Source organism: Dietzia sp. B44 (assembly GCF_014145245.1).
GTDB lineage: Bacteria > Actinomycetota > Actinomycetes > Mycobacteriales > Mycobacteriaceae > Dietzia > Dietzia natronolimnaea.
In genome coordinates, this window is record NZ_JAALEF010000221.1 from 1 (window position 1) to 5,674 (window position 5,674).

Below are 5,674 nucleotides of genomic sequence, written 5' to 3' on the forward strand. Positions count from 1 at the left end.
TCCGCTCCCCCGGCGCGATCCCGACGGCCCGCCCAGTCCCGGGTGCACCGCCCCAAGAAGAAGCGACGGTCGTGAGCCCGCGGCGCCACGCCGCCGACCCGGTTCTGGTGCCCGAGCGCCTCTGGCGGGCGCTGGAGCGCCGGCACACCGAGGCCGTCGACTCGCTGACCACCGACCACCTCGAGCGTCGACGACGAGGCGAGCCGCACCCGGTCGCGGACTTCCTGTTCACCTACTACCGGACGAGCGTCGCCACCGTCCGACGCTGGCATCCCGGCCCGGGGATCATCCTGGAGAACGCCCACCTGACCGAACGGGCGCAGTGGCGCCACTACGAGCGGACCTCCCTGCACGGTCGGTCCGGACTGATCGTGGATCCCACGTCCGTCCTGTCCCGATGCGGCCCCCGCCTGACCCGCGCACGCGAGATCGTCGAGGCCACCGCGTCCAGGCCGGGCGCACTGGGTTGTTTCGGCCTTCACGAGTGGGCCATGCTCTACCGGGGAGGCGACGATGCCGTTCGTCATCCCCGGGTGCCCCTCCGGGTATCCCAGCCACTGATCGACGACGTCGTCGACGGATCCCGGCTGCGGTGCACCCACTTCGACGCACTCCGGTTCTTCACCGAGGCCGCCGTCCCCCTCAACAAGGACGTCCTCACCCGCGCCGAACAGGTCCGCAACGAGCAACCGGCCTGCCTGCACGCCGGTATGGATCTCTACTCGTACGTGGCGGACATGGAGGCCGGCGCCCCCGGCGAGCTCCTGGTGGACACGTTGGCCGCGGCCTTCGACGCCCGCGAGGTCGACATGCGGTCCTCTCCCTATGACCTGTCCGCCTGGGGACTCGACCCGATCCCGGTGGAGTCCCCCGAGGGACGAGCGGTCTTCGTCGCCCACCAGCGCGGATGGGTCGCGCGGACTCAGACGCTCCGCGCCCGGTACCTGGAGGCGGCGCGGGTCCTGGAGGCGACGAACCCCACCTGCCCGGCCGGCGCCGGACGACCGCCGGTCAGGCGGCAACCGCTCCGAACAGCCGCTGGGCCACCTCGGTGATGACGCTCCCGAGCTCGGCGTAGGCGTCGTCACCGGCCGTGGCCGTGCGGAGCACCAGACCCATCGTCCGGCCCGGTGCGGGCTCGACGAACCTCGCGACCCCGATGCCGGGGTCGCGGCTCTCGGACACCACGGCCGACTCCGGCACGATCATCACCCCCAGCCCCCCGGCGACGCACCTCACCGCGGTGGTCAGGGACGCCGCCCGCGACCCACCACGACCCAGGATCGGAGCCGAGACCCGCCGGCACAGGTCGACGGTCTGGTCACGGAGGCAGTGCCCCTCGTCGAGCATCAGCAGTGGGAGATCCACGAGGGCCTCGAGGGAGAGGCCCTCCTGCCCGGCGAGCGGGTGGTCGGCCGGGACGAGGAGAGCGAACGGTTCGGTGTACAGGGGCATACCGATGGCACCCGCGGCATCGGTGGGAAGGGCCATGATCGCGACGTCGATCGCCCCCGAGCGCAACTGCTCGAGCAGTCTGGCGGTCTGATCCTCGACGATCCGTGGCCGCAGATCCGGGAAACGCTCGGTCAGGGCGGGCAGCAGACCCGGCAGCAGGTAGGGCGCCGCCGTGGGGATCACACCGATGCGGACGTCGCCCGACAGCGGCCCCCCGCTACCGGCGGCGATGTCGGCCACCGCGTCCATCGCGCCCACCGCGGCCCGTGCGAACGGGAGGAGCTGGTGCCCGACCGGTGTGACGAGCACCGTCCTGGTACTCCGTTCGACCAGGTGAACCCGGAGTCCCTCCTCCAGAGTCGCCAGGGCCTGGGAGAGCGACGGCTGGCTCATTCCCAGCTCCTCAGCGGCACTGCGGAAGTGGAGACGCTCCGCGACAGCGAGGAACACCCTGAGCTGGGTCACGCTCGGAACGAACCGCTGATTGGCCATGTCGATGAGTGTAGGACGATCAATAGCCCCACGTCGATGATTATTCACCCTCCCCTATGGGTGATCTTCACCTCATTAGGCTTTACCTCTCACTGCGCGTCGGGCATAGTCTCCCCTGCCCGTTCAAGAACGGCCCATAACCCAGGAGGATCACATGGCACTTCTCACCATCGGCGATCAGTTCCCCGACTTCGAGCTCACCGCACTCAAGGGCGGCGACCTCCAGCAGGTCAACGCCCAGCAGCCCGAGGACTACTTCGAGACGCTCACCAACCAGTCGTACGCCGGCAAGTGGCGGGTGATCTTCTTCTACCCGAAGGACTTCACCTTCGTCTGCCCCACCGAGATCGCCGCGTTCGGCAAGCTCGACGAGGACTTCCAGGACCGCGACACGCAGGTCCTCGGTGGCTCGATCGACAACGAGTTCGCGCACTTCAACTGGCGCGCGACCAACGACGAGCTCAAGGGTGTCCCGTTCCCGCTCCTGTCGGACATCAAGCACGAGCTGATCCGCGCGCTCGGTGTCGAGAACGCGGACGGGGTCGCCGACCGCGCGACCTTCATCGTCGACCCGGACAACGTCATCCAGTTCGTCTCGGTGACGCCTGATGCCGTCGGCCGCAACGTGGACGAGGTCCTCCGTGTCCTCGACGCCCTCCAGTCGTCCGAGGTCTGCGCCTGCAACTGGCAGAAGAACGACCCGACGAAGAACATCAACAAGATGGACATGCTGCAGGAGGGCATCAAGTGACCATCGAGAACCTGAAGTCCGGGCTCCCTGAGTTCGCGAAGGATCTCAAACTGAACCTCGGCTCCCTGGCGCGCTCGACAGAGCTGTCGCCGCAGCAGCTGTGGGGGACCTTCCTGGCCACCGCCGCGGCGACCCGGTCCGAGACCGTGCTGTCCGAGATCGCCGACGAGGCGCGCGAGCACCTGTCCGACGAGGCGTTCAACGCCGCCCTCGGTGCTGCGTCCATCATGGCCATGAACAACGTGGCCTACCGCGCCAAGGAGTTCCTGGGAGACGACTACGCCCAGGTCCGCATGGGCCTCCGGATGAACATCATCGCGAACCCGGGTGTGGAGAAGGCCGACTTCGAGCTCTGGTCCATGGCCGTCTCGACGATCAACGGCTGCGAGAACTGCACCGCCGCGCACGATGACGTCATCCGCAAGGAGGGCATCACCAAGGAGCAGGCCTGGGAGGCGGTCAAGATCGCCGGCACCGTGGCCGGCGTCGCACAGGCTGTCGAGATCCACGCCAACATCTGACACCCTCGTCCGGTCAACGGACCCGGAGCCCCGTCGACATCGTCGACGGGGCTCCACGCATTTCCCCGCCCCGACCGTCGAGTTGGCACTCCCCAAAACGCCCGGACAGGACTAGGTTCGGAGCCAGGCAGGTGGAAGAATCTTTCACACCGACGCGAAGAGATCTGGAGATGCCATGACCACCGGAGGTACCCCGTCAGGAGACGGGAACCCGAACGATCCGACCGGCACCGGCGCCGCCCAACAGAACTGGGGTGGACAGCAGTACGGCGGACAGGGGGACGCACAGGGATTCGGCCAGGAGCCCTATCCCGGACAGGGCTACGGCCAGGAGGGCTACGGCCAACAGGCTTATGGCCAGCAGGGATCCGGAGGGCAGGGCTTCGGCCAGCAGCCGTACGGTGACCACGGTTACGGGGCGGGGTACCCCCAGTCCGGCCAGGGGGGCGGGCCGGTGATGACGGGCAGGGTGTCCGCCACCGACGCCATCGGCGCCGGCTGGCAGATGTTCAAGAACAACCCGCTGCCGTGGGTTCTGGTCACGTTGGCGATGTTCCTCGCCAACGGGCTCGCGAGTTCGATATCCAACTCTCAGTCGGCGTCGGTGGCGTTCCTGGGCTCGATACTGGCGATCGCCGTGAGCTTCCTGTTCCAGGCATTCATCATCCGGGGAGCCCTCCTCGAGGTGGACGGGCACAAGCCGGAGATCGGCGACTTCTTCAAGTTGCAGAACTTCGGGGCGTTCGTCATCGCCGCGATCCTCGTGGCGATCGCGACGTCCATCGGGTTGATCCTCCTCATCATCCCCGGCATCGTGATCGCGTTCTTCCTGTACTGGACCCTCCACTTCGTCGTGGACCGCAACATGACCGCGATCGACGCCATGAAGTCCAGCGTCAACGCGATCAAGTCCGACGCGGGAAACCTGTTCGCTCTCGCGGTGCTCAACATCCTCGTCGTCGTGGCAGGTTTCCTCGCCCTGTTCGTCGGGCTCCTCATCGCGATCCCCGTGGCCACCCTGGCCTCGGTGTTCGCCTACCGCACCATCACGGGCCCGAGCGAGTTCTCGCGGATGGCGACGAGCACGATCTGACCACCGCGTCACTCGCGCTCGCGGCTGACGGACACGAGCTGGGCAGACGACGGCCCCCGGCGAACTCGCCGGGGGCCGTCGTCCATCCGAGGTGATGCCGTATCGGTCGTGCGTGTCAGTCGTGCGTGGTGGGTTCCCGGGCCTCCGCGGGCTCCCTCTCGTAGACCATCGCGCGCCGCACCGCCCAGATCGTCGCCGCGAACGCCAGCAGCGCGAGCGGCCAGCCCATCGCGATGCGGGCGGCCCCGAGCCAGTTGACCTCGTCGTTCAGGTAGAGCGCGTACTGCAGCACTGCGCGTATCGCGAAGAGCCCTGCCCAGATCCACGTGGCGACGGCGTACCACCGACGCGCTTTCGGGTGACGGCGCCAGGACATCCCTTTTCCGTCGAGCAGGCCCCAGATCACCCCGACGAGTGGCCACCGCGCGAGCGCGGACAGGGCGAACACCCCGCCGTACACCGCCTGCGTGATGATCCCGTAGAGGAAGTATCCCTTTGCGCTTCCGGTGCGCCAGGCGATCAGGACACCGATCGCGACCCCGAAGAAGCCGGAGATCGCCGGCTGGGGGTTCTCCCGTCGGACCAGTGACCACGCCAGCATGGCGACCGCCACCCCGAGCGCCGCCCAGATCGCCACCGTCAGTCCCCAGAAGCCGTTGACGGGGACGAAGGTCAGGATGGGGATCGACGAGTAGACCAGGCCGCGGACGCCACCCATCTGCTCGAGCAGCGAGGCGTCCGGGTCACCGAACGCGGACTTCCGCTTACCTCCCGCGCTCTCCGGGGGCACTTCTCCGGTGGACTGCTCGCCGGCCCGCTCAGACTCGGTCACACTTCTCCTCCGCGTGTAGCGCCCGGTTGCCCACTGAGCAATTCGTATCGTGGATTGAACATGATCTTCTGGCCAGACCGGACGCCGATACGCCCGGTCACCTTGACGAAGCGGCCGGTGTCGATACCCGGGATCGAACCACGTCCCAGCCAGCACACGTCCACCGCACCCGTACCGTCGTACACCTCGGCGGTCACCCCGAGGAACCGCTCTCCCCCTCCGGACAGGACTGTGCGCACGCGCCCTGCCAGGGTGACCATCTGCCCTCTCCGGGCGTCCTCGACGGGCGAGCAGCCGATGCCCTGAACCGCACCGGCCAGGTCCACCGCGTCGAGCGATTCGAGCGGCGCGGTCAGCCGAGCCGAGAGACCACGGAACATCCGGGTGACGGGCATGGCTCCCCTCTCAGCGCGTCGGTCGGTCAGAGATCGTCGGTGGAGCGGAGCCGGTCCATGGCGCTGCCGTCCCTGCGGGGCCGGGACTCCGGCTGCCGAGGCTGTTCCCGGGTGGGGGTCGGGCTCGGGGCCGGG

Annotated in this window: 7 protein-coding genes; 4 read left to right on the forward strand and 3 right to left on the reverse strand. The window is 68.2% G+C overall.

The window, feature by feature from the left end:
* On the forward strand, window positions 1-1,055 hold a 1,055-nt coding region (locus tag G6017_RS08150), incomplete at its 5' end, for a hypothetical protein (protein WP_347237967.1).
* On the opposite strand, the gene G6017_RS08155 is transcribed toward G6017_RS08150, so the two are convergent.
* Window positions 1,012-1,947, reverse strand: coding sequence for a hydrogen peroxide-inducible genes activator (locus G6017_RS08155; protein WP_179525226.1), 936 nt, complete (start codon window positions 1,945-1,947; stop codon window positions 1,012-1,014). The two genes, G6017_RS08150 and G6017_RS08155, sit on opposite strands and share 44 nt — an antisense overlap.
* A 154-nt stretch (window positions 1,948-2,101) precedes the next feature.
* Between G6017_RS08155 and G6017_RS08160 the strand changes: the two genes are divergently transcribed.
* The 3 genes from G6017_RS08160 (at window position 2,102) to G6017_RS08170 (ending at window position 4,312) form a co-directional block, all read left to right on the forward strand.
* Window positions 2,102-2,698: a peroxiredoxin gene (locus G6017_RS08160; protein ID WP_182610194.1), complete on the forward strand. Its 597-nt coding sequence runs from the start codon at window positions 2,102-2,104 to the stop codon at window positions 2,696-2,698.
* Complete coding sequence (gene ahpD, locus G6017_RS08165; RefSeq protein ID WP_179525224.1) at window positions 2,695-3,219, forward strand: alkylhydroperoxidase, AhpD family; 525 nt, start codon at window positions 2,695-2,697, stop codon at window positions 3,217-3,219. Before G6017_RS08160 ends, ahpD begins: the two co-directional genes overlap by 4 nt.
* A gap of 175 nt (window positions 3,220-3,394) precedes the next feature.
* Complete coding sequence (locus G6017_RS08170) at window positions 3,395-4,312, forward strand: DUF2189 domain-containing protein (protein ID WP_182610193.1); 918 nt, start codon at window positions 3,395-3,397, stop codon at window positions 4,310-4,312.
* Between the two features lie 115 nt (window positions 4,313-4,427).
* Here the strand turns inward: G6017_RS08170 and G6017_RS08175 are convergent, their stop codons facing one another.
* Complete coding sequence (locus tag G6017_RS08175) at window positions 4,428-5,144, reverse strand: DUF3159 domain-containing protein (RefSeq protein ID WP_304816413.1); 717 nt, start codon at window positions 5,142-5,144, stop codon at window positions 4,428-4,430.
* Entirely contained in the window at window positions 5,141-5,539 is a 399-nt protein-coding gene (locus tag G6017_RS08180) for a single stranded DNA-binding domain-containing protein (protein ID WP_179525222.1), read from the reverse strand. The genes G6017_RS08175 and G6017_RS08180 overlap by 4 nt, the downstream gene beginning before the upstream one ends.
* Between the last annotated feature and the right edge of the window lie 135 nt (window positions 5,540-5,674).

Coding starts and splice junctions, on each gene's coding strand:
- G6017_RS08155 (WP_179525226.1), bottom strand. CDS start 1,947: ATGGCCAATCAGCGGTTCGTTCCGAGCGTGACCCAGCTCAGGGTGTTC.
- G6017_RS08160 (WP_182610194.1), top strand. CDS start 2,102: ATGGCACTTCTCACCATCGGCGATCAGTTCCCCGACTTCGAGCTCACC.
- G6017_RS08170 (WP_182610193.1), top strand. CDS start 3,395: ATGACCACCGGAGGTACCCCGTCAGGAGACGGGAACCCGAACGATCCG.
- G6017_RS08180 (WP_179525222.1), bottom strand. CDS start 5,539: ATGCCCGTCACCCGGATGTTCCGTGGTCTCTCGGCTCGGCTGACCGCG.